This is a genomic window from Pedobacter frigiditerrae, from assembly GCF_004331645.1.
Classification (GTDB): Bacteria; Bacteroidota; Bacteroidia; order Sphingobacteriales; family Sphingobacteriaceae; genus Pedobacter; species Pedobacter frigiditerrae.
On record NZ_SJSK01000005.1, the window covers coordinates 382,872 to 404,489 of the forward strand.

14 protein-coding genes are annotated in these 21,618 nt (G+C 38.0%); all 14 read right to left on the minus strand.

All coding sequences use genetic code 11. The features are described 5' to 3' along the window. Positions 1 to 55: 55 nt before the first annotated feature. Positions 56 to 802: a 3-keto-disaccharide hydrolase gene (locus EZ428_RS19085; protein WP_205945757.1), complete on the minus strand. Its 747-nt coding sequence runs from the start codon at positions 800 to 802 to the stop codon at positions 56 to 58. 18 nt (positions 803 to 820) lie between these two features. Beyond that, positions 821 to 2,152, minus strand: a complete 1,332-nt coding sequence (locus EZ428_RS19090; protein WP_131554800.1) for a Gfo/Idh/MocA family protein — start codon at positions 2,150 to 2,152, stop codon at positions 821 to 823. 20 nt (positions 2,153 to 2,172) lie between these two features. Continuing rightward, the gene (locus EZ428_RS24125; protein ID WP_205945759.1) at positions 2,173 to 2,967 is read right to left on the minus strand and encodes a PKD domain-containing protein; all 795 of its coding nucleotides are present in this window, start codon (positions 2,965 to 2,967) and stop codon (positions 2,173 to 2,175) included. Positions 2,968 to 2,997: 30 nt separating this feature from the next. After that, the gene (locus EZ428_RS19100) at positions 2,998 to 4,713 is read right to left on the minus strand and encodes a RagB/SusD family nutrient uptake outer membrane protein (protein ID WP_205945760.1); all 1,716 of its coding nucleotides are present in this window, start codon (positions 4,711 to 4,713) and stop codon (positions 2,998 to 3,000) included. A gap of 41 nt (positions 4,714 to 4,754) precedes the next feature. Then, a complete protein-coding gene (locus EZ428_RS19105; protein WP_131554801.1) occupies positions 4,755 to 7,586 on the minus strand; it encodes a SusC/RagA family TonB-linked outer membrane protein in 2,832 nt (943 codons plus the stop codon). Between the two features lie 51 nt (positions 7,587 to 7,637). Next, positions 7,638 to 9,539 carry a RagB/SusD family nutrient uptake outer membrane protein gene (locus EZ428_RS19110; RefSeq protein WP_165501826.1) on the minus strand — a complete coding sequence of 634 codons (1,902 nt, stop codon included), beginning with the start codon at positions 9,537 to 9,539 and terminating at the stop codon, positions 7,638 to 7,640. Positions 9,540 to 9,550: 11 nt separating this feature from the next. Then, positions 9,551 to 12,730 carry a SusC/RagA family TonB-linked outer membrane protein gene (locus EZ428_RS19115; RefSeq protein WP_165501827.1) on the minus strand — a complete coding sequence of 1,060 codons (3,180 nt, stop codon included), beginning with the start codon at positions 12,728 to 12,730 and terminating at the stop codon, positions 9,551 to 9,553. Between the two features lie 224 nt (positions 12,731 to 12,954). After that, entirely contained in the window at positions 12,955 to 14,322 is a 1,368-nt protein-coding gene (locus EZ428_RS19120) for a choice-of-anchor Q domain-containing protein (RefSeq protein WP_131554804.1), read from the minus strand. Between the two features lie 84 nt (positions 14,323 to 14,406). Beyond that, positions 14,407 to 15,150 carry an RraA family protein gene (locus EZ428_RS19125; RefSeq protein WP_131554805.1) on the minus strand — a complete coding sequence of 248 codons (744 nt, stop codon included), beginning with the start codon at positions 15,148 to 15,150 and terminating at the stop codon, positions 14,407 to 14,409. An 11-nt stretch (positions 15,151 to 15,161) separates the two neighbouring features. Next, positions 15,162 to 16,148 (minus strand): mannonate dehydratase, encoded by a 987-nt coding sequence (locus EZ428_RS19130; RefSeq protein ID WP_131554806.1) that lies wholly within the window; start codon positions 16,146 to 16,148, stop codon positions 15,162 to 15,164. Positions 16,149 to 16,184: 36 nt separating this feature from the next. Continuing rightward, entirely contained in the window at positions 16,185 to 17,867 is a 1,683-nt protein-coding gene (locus EZ428_RS19135) for a sodium:solute symporter family protein (protein ID WP_131554807.1), read from the minus strand. Positions 17,868 to 18,040: 173 nt separating this feature from the next. After that, on the minus strand, positions 18,041 to 19,294 hold the full coding sequence (locus tag EZ428_RS19140) for a TolB-like translocation protein (protein WP_131554808.1): 1,254 nt from the start codon (positions 19,292 to 19,294) through the stop codon (positions 18,041 to 18,043). A gap of 10 nt (positions 19,295 to 19,304) precedes the next feature. Continuing rightward, entirely contained in the window at positions 19,305 to 20,147 is an 843-nt protein-coding gene (locus EZ428_RS19145) for an SDR family NAD(P)-dependent oxidoreductase (RefSeq protein ID WP_131554809.1), read from the minus strand. Positions 20,148 to 20,149: 2 nt separating this feature from the next. Further along, entirely contained in the window at positions 20,150 to 21,592 is a 1,443-nt protein-coding gene (gene uxaC, locus EZ428_RS19150; protein ID WP_131554810.1) for a glucuronate isomerase, read from the minus strand. Positions 21,593 to 21,618 lie beyond the last annotated feature (26 nt).

The window sequence follows — 21,618 nt, forward strand, 5'->3', positions numbered from 1 at the left end:
ATGCTAAAAAAGTCTTATTAAATGATATACAGTGCGGGAAAGCAAACTATGTAATTTAGTTAAGCTCCTTAATTTTTATGTTCCTAAAGCTAATTTCACTTCCATGGTCCTGTAACAGCAAATAACCTTCATCATTGGTTACAAAATTGGGTATCTTGCTGTATTTGCTTTTGGCAATTAATGCAGTAAATTCTGGAGACCCCTTTCTATAGTCAACTACAATTTTTCCGTTTAAATAATGTACTATTCTTTTATTAGGGTAAACTATTAACCGAATGTTATTCCAATTGCCCGCAGCCAATTCTTTTGCTTTTGCTTTTTTTGCGGTAATCATATCATACAATGATGCTGAAGTATGATTTCCATTTACTCCAGCTTTGGCATCTTCATTAAGTAGATCATCAAGAATCTGAAATTCTAGCCCTAATGACGCTCCTTTCTCATTTGTAACAAAATATTTTAACCCGCTATTACCTCCAGGGGCAATTTTATAATCTAAGGTTAAGTCAAAATATTTGAATTTTCTTTGCGTAACAATATCTCCACCATTGGCAACATGGCTGTTTTTTGCTGCAGGAAGTACGCGTAACTCCCCATTTATAATTTCCCAACCCTGATTCGGGAAAGTTGTTTTAGATACACTTCGCCATCCATTGCTGGTTTCCCCATCAAACAAAAGTTGGTAGCCTTTTTTTACTTCCTTATTAGTTAGCTTATTTTGTGTTAAACTTTTATCCTGACCCATAGCGTTATCACATAGCAATAACAGTAGTATCAAGGCTTTCAGTTTGGTAAATTGCATATTAAAATTTTTTAAACATTAAACTTTAACTTCCCAGCCTTTTTCATAAGATCTGCTCCATAGTTTCATGGCTTCCTTATCTTTTAAGATGTGTCCATTGGTAGGATCGCAATTAAGCACCCTTCCTACCCGGTAGGCTATGTTTCCCAGTTGGGGAAGCAATGTAGATTTATGTCCATCTAAAATCGGTGCGTTAATTTTTTCCTTACCACGAATAGCTTCAACAAAGTTCAATAAGTGTAATGCATCCAAATTTTCGGTAGGGCTTACTTTATTTGTTGGATCAAACTTGGTACTGTCTTTAACATCTGCAATCAACTTATTTGCAAGGTCAAACATTTGGTAGCTATTAGCCCCACCATAAACTATTGTTCCTTTATCCCCATAAAAAACAACTCCCCTTCCAGAACCTTCAGAATTATAACCATTGCAACTCCTTCCCTCCCAACTAGCTGCAGTTTGATTTGGAAATTTGTAAGTAATAGTTTGGGTATCTGGCGTTTCCCAATCATCTTGCCAATGAAAGCGACCACCAGATGAGGTAACCTCAATTGGATAATCAACACCTAAGCCCCAGCGAATAACGTCAAGTTCGTGTGTTCCATTATTTAATGCCTCGCCCGTTCCCCAATTCCAAAACCAATGCCAATTATAGTGAACCAAATTGCTACGATAAGCAGCACGTGGTGCAGGCCCTTGCCATAAATCAAAGTCTAGGTGTGCAGGTACTTGAATGTTTGTTCCCTTGCCTATTGATGACCTGTTATTGGTGTACCAACCCCTGGCAAAATAAACCCTACCGATTGCACCATTGTGCAGCTTGGAAATCATCTCTTGTACATTGTTAAAACTTCGCCTCTGGCTACCCATCTGCACTAAGCCCTTATATTTTAGACTGGCTTCGACTAATAATTCCCCTTCCCTTGGATTGTGGCTACAAGGCTTTTCGACATAAGCGCTTTTCCCCGCCTGTAATGCCATGATTGCCGCTGGCGTATGCCAATGATCTGGTGCAGCTATTGCCATACCATCAAAATCCTTTTTCTCGAGCATTTTCCTTACATCTGAAAATCCAACCGGTCTTTTCCCTGTTAATTTTTCGATCACGGCAAGTTCCCTGGCCAACACCTTGGCGTCGGGGTCACATAGGTACCCAATTTCCACGTTCGGCAGCTTAGCGAAATTCTTTGCGAGAAAATCACCACGACTGTTCACGCCCATTACCCCCAACACTATTTTATCGCTCGGTGAACCATTAAAGAAACCGTTTGCCGAGGCAATCGATGGACCCAATAACATGCTAGTGCTTGCTAAGGAAACATTTTTTATGAAATCACGCCTTTTGATCATTGGATAAGGATTAGCATAAATTAATTGATGACAACAGATATGGTCTTGACAGACTTGTTTGATTCCCCCAAGGCACCAAAGGCAGTTAGCGTAACATTGTAGGTGCCAGCAGCTGCATAGGTATGCGGTGCTTCTTTAGCGGTAGAAACAGCAGTACCATCTCCATAATCCCATGAGTAAGTAACTGCATTTAATGATGTGTTAGAAAAACTAGCCACTTTTGCACTAGCAACCGCTGTAAAATTAGCTGTTGGAACTAAAAAAGCAGGATCAATTAATATAACAGCATGGCTCAAACTACTTGTACCAACCTGAGGGCTACTTACCTTAACCGCAACTGCAAACTTTTTAGTAAGGTTTGCTTTTAAGTAATTAAGATCGACGCTTAAAGAAAATAATGCAATGTCAGCCCCATCTGCAATGTTTACAGATGGCGTAAAAGTATACTTGTCTGTAGGTAAGGCTTCTGTTCCAACTGGAAATTTCCCTGGAACAAGTAATAATTTAGCAACCGTATCTGCATTTATAGAAAGATTGGCAGTAACAACTCCTTTTTTATCTACGCCTGCACGATATACTGACAAGGGAATGATGAATTTGCTGTTAGGCAAATCAATGGTGTAACGGAAAGTCTGCCCAGATACTGCTACCGAGTTAACAAAATAAACACCCGTTGGTGCATTACTTGGGTTTGCAGCAGGTAGGTAAACCTGTTGCGGTAGATAGGCAGCATCAACCACATCTTCTGTTTTAGAACAAGAGAAAAGCAGCGTTGAAACAACTGCTAAAACTGGGATTATTTTAAATATCTTCATTATTGTTATAATTATTTTTTTAGGGATAAACTATTGCCAAAGTGGATTTTGAACCAAACCTTTGGCAATATTTAATTCATTTAATGGAATAGGGAATAAATACATTTTTGGAGTAAAGTTCCTAGCCTCTAGGTTAAATGGCGTATAAGTAGGTGCAGGCATTGTATTGGTAACGTTTACACCTCTCAATGGAGCATTAAATACTGTTGGAGCTATCATCCATCTTCTGGCATCCCATGCCCTGTGATCTTCAAATGCAAACTCAATCCTTCTTTCTCTGCGTATTCTATCACGCACCTTTACTTGATTTTCAGTAGTACTTAAACCTGTTAATGCAACACCTGCCCTTGTTCTTACCCTGTCATAATAAATTTTAATGTCAGCGTTTCCTGGAGCATATTCATTAAGTGCCTCTGCATAATTAAGGTATACTTCTTCAATTCTAAAATATATCCAACTATGTACTGCATTACCAGCTCCCGTTGTTAGGTTGGTTGCTTCGTTTACATACTTCCTTAAATAGTAGCCAGTTTTAGTGGCATTAGGTTTTGGGGCACCATCCAATCCACCGGTAAAGGTCTGGATCGGCACTGCCCTTGATTGGAAAGATGAGCCATTGGTTACCACTGTTAAAGCCATTCGGGGATCACGATTGGTATATGGGGTAGCGCTATGGGCAGGATTATTCCAATCAAAATCAACCCATGTTGTACCAATTCTTATTTCATAATCGTCTACAAGGTTTTGACTAGGCGTTATCCCACCTTGACCTCTATCAAATCCTACTGAAAAATTAGCAAGTTCAAATTCATTATTAGCTTCAGTTCTTCTTGCAAAAATAACTCCAGTAGCATAGGGCGTAGTAAATAAGGTTCGGTAGTTAGTGTTAGCAGTTAGAGCAGGTACTGCAGGCAAATCAATTACAGCTTTCGCTGCATCAGCCGCTGCTTTCCATCTAGCCGCACGGTCTCCCGCTGGCAAAGAAACAAGTTGAGTATTTGTAAATCCGGTAGCCCATGATGGGGTATTGAACAAATCGCTAGCCGCATAAAGAAGTAGCCTACTCTTTAAAGTTAATGCGGCTGCTTTTGTAGCCCTGCCTTGATCTGCAGCTAAATATGCGCCAGATGAAACTGGTAAATTGGCTGCCGCTAAATCACATTCTTCAGCAATAAATTTTACACATTCTTCTAAAGTGTTTCTTTTAAGGTTTGCAACATCATTCTCATTTAAAGTTTTAGTGATGATAGGAACTCCACCATAACGCTTGATGAGTTCGAAATAATAGAATGCCCTTAAAAAGCGAACTTCAAATTCCCATCTTTTTATCTCGTCTATTCTAACTTGATAAGTGGCAGTACCCTTAAATATGTCCAAATTTACTTTAGCAGGATCTGCCGTTTCTAAAAACAAATTGGCCCTTCTAATTCCTTGGTAAAATGCACCCCAAACGTCTGCAGGATTGTTTATGGCCGTCCAAGCTCCTTGATTGATAAGCTGAACACGGTTTGTTTCATTTGTAAACTCTGCTTCGTCCGTAGCAGATGCCATAGTAGCCCTATCCAATTGTGTTAACCCATATGGAAGAGTTGAATAGACACCTGTAAGTAAGCTCTGTAAGCTGTTATAAGTAGATTCTAATTGATTTTTCGTTAAATCTGTATCTAACTCACGATCTAATTTTTGACACGAACCGCATACTAGCAGCACAATTAGAAATATATAGTTGGTATTTTTGATCTTCATTATCGTATTTTTTAATAATATATATTCAATGACCTGTTCAACTAAAAATGTAGATTAAGCCCTAGAGAAACTGTTCTTAAAGCAGGATAACCGCCCAGCGCTTCTACATCAGCCTCATCTAAATGATCTAAAGAGAATAGGTTGGTACCGTTAATAAATACCCTTGTTTTCTGTAAACCCAATCGCTTAAGCGTTTTTACTGGTAAAGTATATCCTATTTCTGCACTTCTCAATTTAACGTAACTTGCATCTCTTTTCCAAAATGTAGAAAAGCGATTGAAGTTATTGTTATTATCTGTTGAAGATAGCCTTGGATAAGTTGCTGTTGAGGCAGTTTCAGGCGTCCATCTTTTTAAAGCTATTTCTGAAACTTTTCCATTATTTTGAAAAGCATAATATCTATTTCCACTTAAATTTAAATTTATTCCTGTTACACCTTGGAAAACAAGATTTAAATCTACGCCTTTATAGCTTACACCAGATTGGAATGAAAATGTCCAATCGGGAAGGTTATAGTTGCCTATCGGTGCACTATCATTATCATCAATAATACCATCTGGCAAACCCAAAGGGCCGCCGATATCCCTATATTTAATATCACCTGGTTTTATTACCAATCCAACAGGGCGAGCTATTGTATTATCGCTTACATCAGCTGCGCTAAAAAAACCTATTGCCTCTAGGCCAAATCCATAACCTATCGGCATGCCTGTAGTTGTCCTGGCGCTATTTATCTGTGTAAGTTCATCACTAAAAACTATTTCGTTTTTATTATAGGATGCTTGTGCATTGAAATGGAATTGCAGGTTTTTTGATTGGTTACTTTGATAAGAAACTGTAGCTTCTAAACCCTTATTTTTAACCTTGCCTAAATTGGTCTCTGGAACTCCATTGTAACCTAATATTAGCGGTATTGTGGTATTTGGTCTGTCTAAAATATCAAACCTGTTATTTTGGAATAGGTCTACAATTAAACCAAAGCCTTTGGCAAAATTCATTTCAAACCCCACGTTTGCCTTCTTTTCCTTCTCCCAAGTAAGATCTGGGTTTGCTCTCTGACCTTCGGTTATACCACTTAGTTTAGATGTTCCTGTAAAGATATAACCATCAACAAACGGATATCTTTGTGCATAACCAAATCTTAAACCGCCTATGTTTTCGTTACCAACAAAACCATAAGATCCTCTTAGCTTTAAAAATTCGATGACCTTGCTACCCTTTAAAAAATCTTCATTAGATACAATCCAACCTAAAGACCCTGCTGGTGTAAAGCCATAACGTTTTCCCTTGGCAAAAGCATTACTTCCCTGGTATGCTGCAGAAAATTCTGCAATATACTTTTCGTTATATACATAGGTAACCCTAGAAGAAACACCATTTGTTTTATATGGGATATCATTACCGGCAGCATTTGTTCCCGGATAGGCCTTATTAATTAGATAATAATCAGAATTGAAAATGGCCATTGCAGAAACGTCATGTTTACCGAAAACACGATTGTAGGTTAAAGATGCTTGCAATGCATTATTGTTCCATTGACTTTGTACTCCTTCTGTGCCCACTAAACTTGTATTTTGACCAAATGGGGTTGCAACTGCCCCTGTAGAGAAACGAGTATAAGTTTTTCTTTTGTTTGATAGGCCTGAATAAAAGCTATTAAAGGAAACAGCAGCACTTGCTTTTAACCCAGGCGTTATCATATCCAATAATTGGTTAAGCCTAAATGATGCCTGTAAAGTTGTGCTATTAGATGTTGAAAAACCAGTACTCAATAAATCACCAACTGGATTATTTAAAGGGTTAGTTCCTGCAAATGAACCATTGGCCAAGCGTACCGGAAACGAATTTGGTGCAATCCTGTCCAATAAACTTATCGTATTGTTAGTCGTTAACTCTCCGGGGTTTCTTTTATCTTCAACTGCAGCTCCTAAATTTAATATTGCAGAAAGGTTCTTGTTTAGGGAGATATCAATATTAGACCTGAAGTTTAACCGGCTATATTTTGAATTGCTGCTCTCTTCATTCTCATCACCAAATTTTTTGTACAAACCATCCTGTAACAATGCATTTAAAGACGCAAAGTATCTTACAACGGATGTGCCTCCCCTAAAATTTAGGTTGTAATTAGATTGAGGAGCTGTGTTTCTAAATACCTCATCATACCAATCTACGTTGGCGTAATTTATAGGATCTGATTTGTTAGAAAATGCTTGAAGGTCGTCACTAGTGTATAATTCTCCTAAGCCATCGTTTCTCCTACCTTCATTTAATAGAAAAGCATAACTGTAAGAGTCTAAAAACCTAGGTAATGACACAGGGTTTTGAACACCATATTGGGCGTTAAAATTAATAGCCAATGGCTGGATTTTACCTTTTTTGGTGGTCACCAAAATTACGCCATTTGCTGCCCTTAAACCGTAAACTGCGGTAGCACTGGCGTCTTTTAAAATGGAGATATCCTCAATTTCTTCTGGCACAAGTTGATCATAATCAGCCATAAAGCCATCAACAATAACCAATGGTGCATTGCTAAATCCATAAGTATTGACACCTCTAATATTTAAAGTGGTGCTGCTCGCACCTGGCTCAAATCCATTCTGTCTAATGGTCAAACCTGGAAGCCTTCCCATAAGGGCATTTCCTATTCTGTTATTAAAAGCATCTCTAATTTCATCTCCGCTTATAGAAGATATTGCTCCAGTGGTATGGCTTTTTTGTTGATTGCCATAGCCAATAGGCCTAACAGCTGTTTTAAAGTTCACCACTTCAGTTTTGGTGGCAAGGGTATCTTTCTGCTGCGCATAAAGCTGATTAGTTACAGCTGCAAAAACAAGCGTAGCGAAGATATAATATATTGATTTTTTAAGTTTCATTGACAAATTTTTTAGGTAATAATTGAGTACGTAATAACTAATTTGAATTAATTACCACCCTGGATTTTGTTTAAGATTTCCTTTCTGGATCTCACTCAGCACAAATGGATGCAAATAAAGCTTAGTTGGAAATGAACGGGTCATGAATACAAATGGCCTATAACTAAATGCTGTTGGATAAGGAGCCACATCATTTAATTTATTAATTACCAGCCCCCACATTGAGCCTTTTAAAACACCATCATTTTCTGCCTCTAACCATCTTCTGGCATTCCACAAACGATGATCTTCCATGTACATTTCTATATCCCATTCGTTATGGATGCGGGTTTTAAGCGTAGTGGCATTGTTCGTATTGATTGGTGGCATAGCCGAACGTAACCTGATTTTATTTACTGCATCAAGAGCAGAATTAGGAATAGCTGGCAACTGTGCCGTTAATATATTTGTTCCTGTAATATTAATTGGAGTTGCTAGTCCTGGCCCTTCAAACTCATTCATTGCTTCTGCATAAGCTAAATAAAACTCGTTAAGTCTAAGAATTGGGCAATTTACTTCTAAACCAGTGCCTCCATCTATACCATCATTTACAAATTTTAAGTTCCAATGCCCACCTTGGCAAGAGTTAAGTGCCGATTTAGAAGGGGTATGCTCTCCAATGGGCGTACGAACTACAGCTTTATGCATACGAGCACCGGTAAATATTACTGATTGCGCAAATCTAGGATCAAGCTCAGCGTATTTTTGCAACAAATCGTTACCACCTGCGTAATTCCAATCTTGAGGAAGTCCGGTAGCTCTTTTTTCATATTTTCTGACAAAATTAAATGTTATAGATGCGCCATTCCACCCAGCCCCAGAATTAGGAACAAATTCTGATCTTGGTAATAGCAGTGGAAGTGGAAATTGACCAGCACTTTTACTACCCCAAGTCTTGTTGGCAATAATAATTTCTGAATTATCGTTTTTCTCCCAGGAATCACGATAATTACCAACTACCAGGTTAACCACGGTTGGAGATATTGTATTGATTCTTTTAGCAGGATCATCTACCAAGGTGTAACCTGCAGCCTGAGCCCATATCAAAACTTCTTTCGCTGCATCAGCAGCTATTTTCCATCTGTTAAGGCTATAATTACCATATGATATCAATTTGTCATCGGTAGCATTTCCAAAACTTGAGATTGGAGTTGCTGTATTAAATAATGGACTGGCAGCATACAGTAACGTTCTAGCTTTTACCGCAAGTGCAGCCCCTTTTTGTGCTCTTCCTTTTGTAGCTCCAGGTTGATCAAGCGGTAAAAACCCAGCCGCATCGTCACAATCTTTAACAATTGAGTTAACGCAAGCTTCAAAATTGCTTCTTTCAATCTTAGATTCTTCAAGTGAGGTAACTCTTTTTAACACTAAAGGAAAGCCCCCATAACGCTTTAACATTTCAAAGTTATTGATAGCTCTAAAAAATAGTGCTTCACCTTTTACTTGGTTTTTGTAAGTAGCGTCAGCATCAGGTACTTCGTCTATTCTTTCTAATAGAATATTTGCAGTACGAATGGCCTGCCATCTTAAATAGTACCTTAAATCTTCTTGCAGAATATTTGCATTTGTAACACCCCCATTGTTCCAATCACTAGGAGCTCCTTGGTTAGCTTGTGAGTTGATGGCCTCATCTGTTATACCTGCTAAATTTACAAAGGTACTAAGAACTCCCAGTGTAGAAGAAACTGCATTGGCACCAAGGCCCATATCTGCGGGGCGCATGGCAAAAATTGATGGCATACCTAGTTGATACATGTTAGCCACGTACTTTTCTGTCTGCACTTTGGCTGAGAAAATTACATCTTCGTTAATATCTACCCCCGGTGCCTTATCTAAAAAATTCTTTTTACAAGATGGAAATACCAAGCAGATTAAAAAGATACTAGTGATAAGTATTTTAATATTTTTTTTCATGATCATCGCAATTAAAAATTAACATTTATACCCAAGTTCACGGTACGTACTAATCCGTAAGCTTCGGAATTGGCTGGTAAACTTGCAGACTCAGGGTCTACCCCTTTAAGCATTTTACTCCAAGTAACTAAATTGTTCGCATTAGCGTAAATTCTTGTAGATTTTAACCCAACTTTAGATAAGAAAGTTGGTTTGAAAGTATAACCGATCTCTACATTCTTTAATCTTAGGTACTCTGCATTTGCAATCCAAAGTGTTGAACCTAGGTAATTACTAAAGCCTCTTGCCCCGTTTCCTACGCCAAAGCGAGGGAAATTGATTGGCAAGCCCTTATCATACCGCTCTTGAGTCCAGCTTTCAGACAAGTAGTCGGCTGCTGCAGAAGGGTCTCCATCAAAAAATGCTTGATTAGCTCTTCTTGTATAGGGAACTGAAAAATTACCTGCACCCTGAAACAACACAGAAAAATCTAGACCTTTCCAGCTACCTCCAAAAGAAAGTGCATAAATAATTTCTGGAACGGTAGAAGAATAACCAATTGGCACAGAGTCATCATTGTTTATAACTCCATCTCCGTTTACGTCACGGTATCTAACATCACCTGGTTGTATTTTGTTATTATCTCTAAAAGTATATTGAGGTCTGTTTTGATCGTTTACCTCTTCCCAAGTATTAAAAAATCCTTCAGCAATAAAACCAAAATTCTGTCCAGAAACATGTCCAGTTCTTTGAGCATAGGCAAATGTTTGTGGCAATTCATCTTGAAAGATGATTTTATTTCTTGCGAAAGAATAATTTCCCCTAACAAAATATTTGAAGTCTTTAATATTACTCCTATAATTCACGTCTACTTCAAACCCTTTATTATTCATTTTACCAAGGTTTTCAGCTGCTGCTCCAATACCGGTAAGGGCAGAGACTGTTCTTGGAACTGCTAAAATATTATCCCTGGTCTCCTTAAATAATTCTAGGGTAACAGTTAATTTATTATCTAAACCTATCAAGTCTAGTCCAACATTTGTTTTTAGAGATCTTTCCCAAGTTAAACCAGGACTACTTGCGCTACCTTCTCTTAAGGCTTCGTAACTTGCTAAATTTTGTCCAAAAACTCCAAAACGATAACTTCCATCGACGGTATATGGCCCCCTTCTGGTAAATGCAGGATCTCTGTATAGAAATCTGCTATTTGGATCTCTTAAAAAATTTGCACTTAGCTGATCATTTCCAACCTCACCGTAAGACCCCCTGATTTTAATGAAATTAATGATTTTGTTTTTTGGAAAGAATTTTTCCTCACTAGGCACCCATCCTATTGAATAAGCTGGAAAAAAACCAAATCTTTCCTCAGGTGCAAAGTTTTCTGTTCCATAATAGGATGAACTTATTTCGGCTAGATAACGACCTTTATAATCGTAAACTAAACGACCAACATAACTCTGGTAAGAATTAGGAACCAAATAAGCAAAATCTTTATTTGTAGATTTTATTTGATTATAAAGTAGTAAACCGCTAACAGTATGACCATTAAATGTACGTTTATAATCTAATGCAAACTCACCTGTTATTCTTCTATTTCTTTCAGGATCTGTAGGGTTATAATTAAAGGGTTGATTGTCTGCTAATTGACGAAAATCAACTGTTCCGTCAGGATTTTTGATTGCCCTATAGGTAACAAAGGCCCTGTTGTACTCACTTAATTTACGATTGGAATTTTGATAGGCTATTAATGCGTGAGTAGTTAAACCCTTGGTAATAAAATCTAAGTCATGGTCTAAACGTAAACTACCATTTAGTAAATTCCTTACATCATTTTTATAACCTACGGAATACAGTGTTGTTAGTGGACTTCCAAAACCTTCAAATAACAGAATTTTTCCATCAACCACACCAGGAGAAAGATTTGGGGCTGCTCCATTTAAAAAGTTCATGATAGAATTGGTATTGGCGTTATTACCTGATCTGTTCTCGATTATGCTCGACAAATCTAATGAGGCACGGAAACGTTTACTGATGGTATAATCTAAGTTCGATCTAAAATTATATCGTTTATATCTAATTTGAGGATCATAATCAGCTTTTACCCCAGCATCATCAAATAAGCCTTCTTGGTTGAACAGCCCCGCAGATATGGCATATTTTATTTTCTCAGAACCTCCTCTAACAGCTAGGTTATGTTGGCGTTGTTGAGAAACATCCTTTACCATCAAATCATACCAGTCTATATTGGGAAAAAATAGTGGATCCTCACCAGATTTATATTTAGCCAGATCACTATCTGAATATCGTGGAGTATATACGCTATTGCTTACATAGGCATCATTCTTAAGCGCCTGGTTAAATGAATTCGCAAACTCAAAGCTTTCCATCTTTTCTGGGGTTGCGGTGAAGCTATTAAATGCATTTTGGAAAGTGTAACTAATGGTTGGGGTACCCAATTTACCTCTTTTGGTAGTTACCAAAATCACCCCGTTTGCACCCCTTACACCATAAACTGCTGTAGATGAAGCATCTTTAAGTATGGTTACTCCTTCAATTTCATTTGGATCGATACTGTTGTAGTTATCTACTTGTATCCCATCAACCAAAACTAGCGGAGAAGAGCTCCCTGTAAAAGTGGCTACCCCACGAATAAAGATGTTGGAATTATCTGCACCAGGCTCACCGCTTGGTTGTACTGCAAATAAACCAGGTAACCGACCCGCCAATGAGTTACTGATATTTGCAACTGGCGATTGCGTAAGATCTTTGGTAGAAATAGATGATTGTGCTCCTACACTGGTTACTTTTTTCTGTGTACCATAACCTACGTTAATGGTCACTTCGTTGAGGCTGTTACTACTCTCGCTCAAGGTTATGGTTAGGTTTTGAGCACTTCCCACAGGAACTTCTTTAGTTTCATACCCAATAGAAGTAATCACTAGCACTGCTGCATTGTCTGGCACTTTTATGGAGAATTTTCCGTTATTGTCCGTAACTGAACTTATTGTTGTTCCTTTTACCTTTACGCCCGCACCTGGGATAGTTCCTCCAGATGCATCCTTAACTATTCCTGTAATTACCCGATCTTTTACAATATTGTTTAATAAAAGAATGGTTTTAACATCCAAACTGTTAGACTCTGCAATTGATCCGGAATCATTTTTTATCTCATTCGCCCAAATTGTATTTACCCAAGGTAGGCAAAAGCACATTTGTAAGAAAATTATTTTCAAAGTATACTTGGCTTGTGAAAATTTGTTTCGCTTTAATTTCATATTTGGTTAATTGTGTCTTAAATGGAAAATATTATAATTACTTGCTGATTAATCAGTAAGTGATGTGGATTTAAATCCAATAGACTTATTTATTGCTTTAGTAAAATTCATCATCGTTTTTATTTGGTTAAGGGTTAATATCTGGTTAGTTATTTTTTTTACTAATTCACTTCATATGCGCCACAGTCTACCGTGCTACCCTTTGGACGAGCAACACCTAATATATCTTTAGGAGCGAATAATGTTTGTGTACCTGCATTAATTGCTGGACTGGTTAGCTGTAGCGAGAAATTGGCAACTGCCGGATTGGTAGACAAATTAACAAACTGTGGGTTTGCTGTTTTATCATTTGCTCCATTTCTGAATGAGGTACCAAAATATATGTTAAAATCATAAACCGCAGATGCATCATTTAAGTTGCAAGTACCAACTTTGCCATTTACTTGATCAAGTGTTGTACGTGCATACATGATGTTATTGTAGATTTTTACATCTGTACCATTTTGAGAATCAATCTCAGGATAACCTACGATCAGTCCATTATTGTATGCGGTATTATTAATAATATCAACTCTAGCAGCTTGAAAGGCATGAATACCACCTCCACCGTTATTGTAAGAGATATTATTTTCTACTAAAGTTCTACCTGTATAAATTGGAGTGCCTTGTGTGCCATTATTAGCATCTATAATAATCCCATTACCATCTGATAAACGATCATTTCCGCTTGCAGTTCTCCAGTTTACCATGGTTTTATTATTGTAACAAGTATTTCCACGTACTATCATTTTGTAGGTAGTAACAGCATCAATTGGTTTGGGAGCTAGTATACTAATTCCACTTGTTGCATACATGGTGTACCATGAGTTATTGTATACAGTATTACCTTCTATAGTTACATAATCGGCGCCACCAACCCCGATACCCCCGCCAGGAAAATCATGCACCTTGCAATTTTTAATTACCACATGGTGTATATTTTTAGTGCTCGCTACAGAGATACCATTGGTGTTCCAATTGGCGTTAAATACTGGCGTTGCTGCTCTAGATTGTAAATAAGAATTTTGAGCATCAGCCAAGGTTAGATTTGCATTATTGCCTTGTAATTCTAAGTCTTCAATATTTATAAAGGAGGCATCGACCACAATGGTATTCCAAACATTGCCAGAAGCCAGCAATTTAGGAGAATGACCAGAGTATGCTTTATAAGTAATATATTTCCCTTCCTCACCCGATCTTAAAATATTAATTAAGGTTCCATTGGTAGAGATATAATTACCATTCATGATTAACACCACATCTCCAGGATTGGTTAACTCTGCAGCTTTTGCAATAGTTTTAAAAGGACTTGTTAGCGATAAGCCTACATTAGTATCTGAACCAGTTAAGTCCGATACATAATAAGTCTTTGCAACAGTATTCTTTGTTAATCCCCCTGGACCAGGATCGAGAGTTAAAGTATCCCTTTTGCAACCCATCGAGAGAATAACAAAGAGATAAATAATTAATTTTGTGTAAAATTTGTTCATATCAGCTTATATTTTGGTTATTTATTTGGTTGCTAAATGTGCCAACCTGGCCTTAGCTTATCATTAATCTTTTTTGACAGAAAATTAAAAATACCCTCCGTTTTCAGTTATCTCATGTATAGTTTTACCCTCATGTACCCATCCAAAAATTTTCTTCTCATTTTCTATAATCTGCTCTGCTCTTAGCAAAACATCATACGCTATATCTCTAGGCACTACAAGTACCCCATCAATATCACCCATTACAATATCCCCGGGTTTAATGGTTACATCTGCTATTTGTAGCGTAACTTGATAATGTGTAATTAAACAACGACCAAGACTACCATTAGAAATCCTGTATTTATAGAACACCGGAAAATCTGCCTCTAGAATTTGGTGAGTATCCCTGATTCCTCCATCGATACAGGCCGCCTTCACTTTTTTACCTTTGGCAGTAGCGGTCATTACGCCTCCCCATAGGGTAGCCTTGGCATCATTAGTGGTATCCCAGATCACGAAACTATCTTCATGCATGGCATCCAGCATTTGGGTCCTGAACTCCATCTCTCCACTTACAATGGCATTTGGCGCACTTTTAACGGTGAAAGCTATCCCTGCAATGGTCCTATATTCCCTAAGTGGGATGATGTGCCCTGGCAAAGCTTGATTAAGCAGACAAAATTCACGAAGCACATCATTGATCGCTCCTGTATACAGTTTTTCAAACCTACTTAATAATTCTTTGTCAGCTATTGGAAACTCTACCTCTGATTTCCCTTCACGGAATTCAATTAACCTTTCCAGGTTCATCATTCCTACTTCTTTTTTATACTGATCAACACTCATGGTTCTATTTTTTATATATACGTTTCAGTTTCCTTAATATTCAATGCTTCCATAATGCCCTTCATGTAGCCGATGCCAAAAAGATTGCCTTTCATTTCGTAGCCATGTTGCTGATTGCTTTCTCCTGCCATTGTTGGTACGTGATCTGATCTAATTGGCCCATTAAAACCAATAGCGGAATAGGTTTTGTACATTTCTACCATATCAGTTGGCCCGTTATCATGGAAGGTTTCCCTAAAATTTGATGCAGTACCCTTTACATCACGAATGTGTACGAAGAAAATTTTTTCCTTATTGCCAAACTCCTTGATCAAGCCACTCACATCCTCGCCCATTGTGGTAAACGTTCCTTGGCAAAACGTTAGCCCGTGTGATGGACTATTTGATAAAGCCAAGGCTTTTCGAATTGAATCTGCATTAATGAAAATGCGAGCAATTCCCTGTAGCACCGGAACTGGAGGATCATCTGGGTGAAGCGCCATTTTTACCCCTGCTTTTTCTGCCGCTGGCAAAACTTTTGACAGAAAATTTGCATAATTCTCCCATATTCTATCAGCAGGTATTAAACCATGTTCAGTTAATGGCAACTTCTCTGCAGCTGCAGCATCAAATCCAGAAACAAGCGCACCAGCCCTTTCCTCCAAGTTTTTATCGGTCCTGAACCAGCCCGTAGCCATAAAATTGTAACACAACAAACCTATGCCCAGCTTTCCCATGTTTTCAAGCATTTGGATGTATTTCTCAATATCCTCCTCATAACCATCTAAACCTAACTTAATTCTGATCATATCAAATTGATCTCCCTCGAAACCAATTAATTTTAACCCATTCTGCTCAAAAATTTCCTTCGATCTTTTTAATGAATCATAGTCCCATGGAGGCAAAGTCCCGGCAAGTTCTGGAGCTAATTTTGCGATGGCATATTTAATGCCCATCTGCCTAGCCAGAACCCACTTTTCATCGGGCTGATTTCCAAAAAATAAAAAACTTAGTTTCATTTACTGATACAGGTTTATTAGATTATACCTCAACACTTATGCGTTAAGATTTTCAATATTTTTGTCTTGACTTTTCTTTTGGTTTAATGACCACATGATCGCGGCTAAAACAATACAGATTATTCCTGCAACAAAAGAGGACATTCCACTCTTATCACTTATTGACGGAACGCTCATTCCCATGAACAAAAGTCCAACCACCAAAAGGGCAATGGCATAGAGCCTATTCATGGAACGCTGAAAACTCCAATCTTCAATTGGTTTTTGATCTTCTCTTAAAGGCGTATTTATCTTCATAAAAAAGGCTTTTACCCGTTGTAGGTATCCAGCGTCTGGACTCTTTTTTATTCCCGAAGCCAAGAAAACCGTAACACAAACCATGATTTCTATCAAGGTTCCCAGCTCCCAACTGATTGAACTAGTTGAATTCAAAATCAGCCCGGTAATTATACCAACTACAACTGTTGCAATGGCACCAACTGGACTTGGCCTTTTTAGTAGCACACCTAATATTAAAGGGATGGTCATTGGGAGGGCAAATAGCCCCGTAAACAATTTATTTGCCTCGAAAGCCCCACCAAAACCACCTACAAACAACGCTCCCATGGTTATTAATACACCTAAGAAAAGTGTCATGCTTCTTCCTACCCATAAAAGTTGCTGATCGGTGGCGTTGGGCTTGAAAACCCGTTGGTAAATATCTTTGGTCAATACACCTGCGGTAACGTTATATTCCCCACTGAGTACGCTCATGGTGGCCGCAAACATGGCAGCAACCATTAAGCCCATGATTCCCTGTGGAAGCAATTTCAGACAAATGCTAACATAGGCCATCTCTGGATTTTGTAAATCAGGGATGATCTGTCTTGCCACAATAGACGGAAAAAGAAAGATGAATGGAAAGATGAAGAAAAATGCAGCGCTTAATAAAGCTTGTTTCTTACCTGCCTTCTCGTCTTTTACGCTATAAAAACGTTGAATAAAGGTCCAGTTACCACTGTATTTAATTAAAATCATTAAATAATACACTATAATGTAAACAGGCATTCCCTTGCTTCCGTTAAACCAATTGAAGTGGGTTGGCATTTTACTAAAAATCTGGCTTAAACCCCCGCCTGCTTCTATAGTAAGGGGTAACAATATAAGTGTAGCCACAATTAGGATGACAAACTGGACCACATCGGTTATGACAACTGCCCAAAGCCCTCCAGCTATTGTATATAGTGCCACAATGATACCACAGGTTAGAATAGATGCTTCCAAGCTGATGCCTGTTGCCGCGTTAACAAATAAAGCTAAAGCATAAAGCCTTACCATGTTATCCAAAATTTTAAATGCAACTCCAGACCATGAGAAAATTTGCCTAACCAGTGGACTAAAACGTGTCTCAAGATATTCCATTGGTGTTATGATACCTGCTCGTCTCCATCTTTTTGCGAACACAAATGCTCCAACCAAAGCAGGGACTACGGTACTCCAGATGAGCGTAACTGCTATCATGCCATCTGTATAGGCAATGCCTGCATAGGCCACAAATATGAAAGTACTGAATTTTGTCATGAAGTTACTGATAGCTCCAGAAACCCATGGAATCGCATTACCACCCTTAAAATAGTCGCTAACGTTTTTTACGAATTTTCCAAGAAACAAGCCTATCCCAGCCATCAATAACATATAGATAACGACAGCTAAATAGTCAAGGTTTTGCAGGTTTTTCATATTTGGTTATAAGTATTAGGCAAGACTAAAAAATTGACTATCACAAATTTATATTAACAAGGCCATATCATATTTCATTTAATTTGCCAACACTGATACAATATTTGCATTAAGCTCCTTTAATTAATTATTTTGTGTTAAAATCGAACATCAAATCATTAGTTCTATTTCAATTATTTCTTTACGGGAAGCATATCCTTTAAGTCTGCAATAAAAACACTTCTCGTTCCTAGGTGGGTACCATTATAAATCACATATCTCCCAGTTCTGTCCCACGTGGGGTGCGCATCTACCCTGAACTCAAAATCCTTAATGGGTGGAAGTTGTGCACCAGCGACCAATTTTTCTGTTTGTTTTTTAACATTGATCAATCGAATAGGTGAAGTACCCTCCTTCAAGGGCATCTCTCCAGCATAGGCATCAGTAATTACAAATGACAATCCCTTGGGATTATAGGATGGGTGACCACTTCCTGGTGAGTAAACAGACTTAAGCTCTGACCCATCATACTTTACAGTGATGATTTCCAGTCCAGGTTTGCCATCTATGTTTAAATTCATAGACAAATGAGTGCCATCAGGCATCCAATTAACATGGTGACCACCTTTTTCCCACTGCTCAGGGGTTATGGCGGTGTACAAATCTGATCCATCAGCATTCATTGTAATTACGGCTCTTTTTCTTTCGCCTCCACCCTTTGGCGACCATTGAATGGTTGTGAGTAACTTGGTTCCTTGCAAATTCCACTTCACTTGAAAACAATAGAACTCAAAATCTTGAGGGTTTTTAATTTTAATCGATGGACGGGTTTGCTCGTAAATCTGGTTTATGGACACAATTTGCTTGCTTGAATTGCTCTTTACATCTGTAACAATAATCCCATCATCAGACACTGGACCGTAATTTCTTGAAATTTTTTCTCTTGGAATTATGACTCCATAACCAACCTGTGCAAAGGTAGATTTGATGAGGTTATAGGTTGCCAATTTTTTTCCATCTGCTGTCACCATAAAAACCGTGCTGGACATTCTCTTTGCAACCTTTGTAAATGGATTTAGGCATACTGCATACGCTTGCCAGGTAACCGGGTCTACGTCATTAAAGTACAGTTCATTATCTGTTGCACCCCATTGCACATTGGCAGCAAGTTGCATCTCCCATCCTCTAGACTTGGCAACTACTTTTTCTTTTCCTGTCTTAAGGTCAATTAAAATTACCTCTCCCGCATCACCAGCCACAGGCGAATGATCTTCATAAGGAAAACGGAATAAAGCGATATATTTTCCAGATGGGCTAATAGACGAAGTATCGAAAAATCGATGGATTACCTTACCGGTACTAATCATCCTTACGTTTTTCGGTAATGTTTGCGCTTGGGAAATAGAAACGATATATGTTAACAGAAAAACTATGATTGATCTTTTCATTTCTTGTGTATTAAATTCCGGCCGATGCTAAAAATCCACCATCAACAGAAATTGTTACTCCAGTTACAAAACCAGAGGCTTCATCATCTAACAGGTATTTCATTGTACCTATTAATTGAGGCGCCTTACCAAAGTCTTTCATCGGAGTAATGTTAATAATTGATGCCCCTCTTTCCGTAAAACCTCCCTCTGGCGTGGTTAGCAGTTTTGTGCTGCGCTCATTTAAAAAAAAGCCTGGGGCAATCGCATTTACCCGAATATTTGCCGGGGCTAAATATGCACCTAACCACTGCGTAAAATTAACCATTCCTGCCTTTGCAAATGCATATGCGGCAACACGGGAAAGTGCCCTAAAGCTACTCATTGATGCGATATTGATAATTGAACCCCCACCGTTTTTAGCCATCACTTTACCAAAAACAAAGGATGGAATGATAGAACCCATCGAATTAGTTTTGATAACCTCGAAAAAGCGGTTCATGTCTAAATTAAAAAAGCCTCTAAAGTCTGGCTGAGGATCTTCCAATTCTTTTGGATCGAATTGATTGATTGTAGTAATTGCTTCGCTTTGGTTGCCACCAGCACCATTGATTAAAATAGATACTTCGCCTAGTTGAGTCAATATTTTTTCTTGAGCAAGCTCAACGGCAAGCTGATCGGTAACGTCGGCGCTAATTGAAATTGCTATGCCTCCACTGCTTTTAATTTCCTCTTCTACCAGTTTTAGTTTGTCAATGTCCCTTCCAATTAATGCAACCTTAATTCCCATTGCAGCAAGTGATCGTGCCATTTCAGAACAAAGTGTTCCACCTGCACCAGTAACAACGGCAACCGTATTTTTTGTGTCCTTCATTTTTATATGTTTCCTTTTGTGATTAAATTTTTGGCATTTGTGTAGCAAACATCCTTAACTAATGTTGATAGAATTTCAATGTCCTCCGGCAACATCCCTTTATCTACCCAATCGCCGATTAAGTGGCAAAGAATTCTCCTGAAATAATAATGTCTAGAGAGGGATAAAAAGCTTCTAGAATCACTTGTCATTCCTATAAATGAACTCAATAAACCATAGCTAGAAATTGCAATTAGCTGTTTTTTAATACCATCATAATGATCATTAAACCACCAGGCTGGTCCAAATTGTATCTTACCCCTTACCCCATCTTCTGCAAATGAGCCGGTAAGTGTTGCCATTCTTTCGTTGTCTGATGGATTTAATGTATAAAGTATAGTTCTTGGTAAATGCCCGGCTGTTTCTAATGAGTCAAGGAAACCACAAAGGCTTTCTATATTTAAAGGATCTCCGAGGGTAGCGAAACCTCCAAATTTAGCTGCAATACCTTTTAATCTCGAACTTGTTTTCCGTTGCGCTCCCATGTGCAATTGCATGGTAAGCTTACGTTTACCATATTCTACACCCAAGAAACTCAGCGAATTGGATTTTAATTGTAGTATCTCTTTCTGGCTTAAGCTTACATTATTTAATAATTTCAAGAAAATATTAGAAGCTATATCATCTGTTGTATCAGAAAATGAGAAACCAGAATCTAGTCCATGGTCTGATAGCGAACAGCCTGCTTCTTGAAAATAATCTAGTCTTTTTTTAATCGACTCTTGGAATGTTTTAAGGTCTGTTATTTTTTTGTTTGTTAATTCCTCTAACTTTTTAAGCCATTGTAAATAGCCATCTGTTTCGAAAGCCAGAATTGAGTCACTTCTTAATGATGGCAACACCGTAATTTTACTTTCACGATTAGATATGGTACGATGCGCTTCCAATTGATCTAGCAAATCATCAGACGTACATAAAATTTCGCTATTCCATTTATTCAATATATCAATTACACTAAAGCCTTCTTCACCCAACATGGCATTACATTCATCCCAAATTTTTAATGGATCATCATTCAACAAATCTATTCCGGGGCCAAAAATATCCTTTATTTCTAATTGCGACCAATGATAAAGGGGGTTGCCCAATGTTTTCGGATAAGTTCGCATCCATGCTAAGAACTTCTCTTCATCTGTTGCGTTACCAGTTATAAAATCTTCCGAAACGCCATTAATCCTCATCAGTCTGTGCTTATATTGATCATCCCTGATCCATAGTTCAGTAATATTTTTAAACCTCCTATTTTCCAACATCATTGCCGGGCTTAAGTGATTATGATAATCTATAATGGGCAGTTTGCATGCTACTTGGTTGTAAAGTGTTTTGGCTATATGATTATTCAAAAGAAAATCTTCGGCTAGCGGTGAAGTAATTTCTCTTAAATCAGAATGGTTGGTGTTTAGCATGATCAGAAAAGATAGGTTGCTATGAT